This is a genomic window from Pseudomonas sp. 51_B, from assembly GCF_017491595.1.
GTDB lineage: Bacteria > Pseudomonadota > Gammaproteobacteria > Pseudomonadales > Pseudomonadaceae > Aquipseudomonas > Aquipseudomonas promysalinigenes.
Window position 1 is genome coordinate 1 of sequence record NZ_JAFGYW010000559.1, and the last position, 246, is coordinate 246.

At 65.0% G+C, this 246-nt stretch carries 1 pseudogene; it reads right to left on the bottom strand.

From position 1 onward, the window contains the following. Window positions 1–122, bottom strand: a pseudogene (locus tag J5M56_RS26170) (DUF2946 domain-containing protein); the annotation flags it as partial. Window positions 123–246: the final 124 nt, after the last annotated feature.

Sequence of the window (246 nt, forward strand, 5' to 3'; positions counted from 1 at the left end):
AAAGCCCCCCACAGCATTTGCTCTGCCGGGCCCTTGGGCGCAGCAGCAGACAACGGCATGGCCAGCAGGTTGAGCAGCACTGCAAGGCAGGCGATCCAGGCAATGTGCCGACGTGGGGGCATGGAGAACCTGGCCAGCAGCAACAATGCGAAGCTGGTGGTATTGCCAGCGGATTTGCAAGAGACGGTGCGGGGCTTGATGGGCCGCACCAAGGCCTGAGCCAGGCGGGGGCGGCTTTGCAGCCCC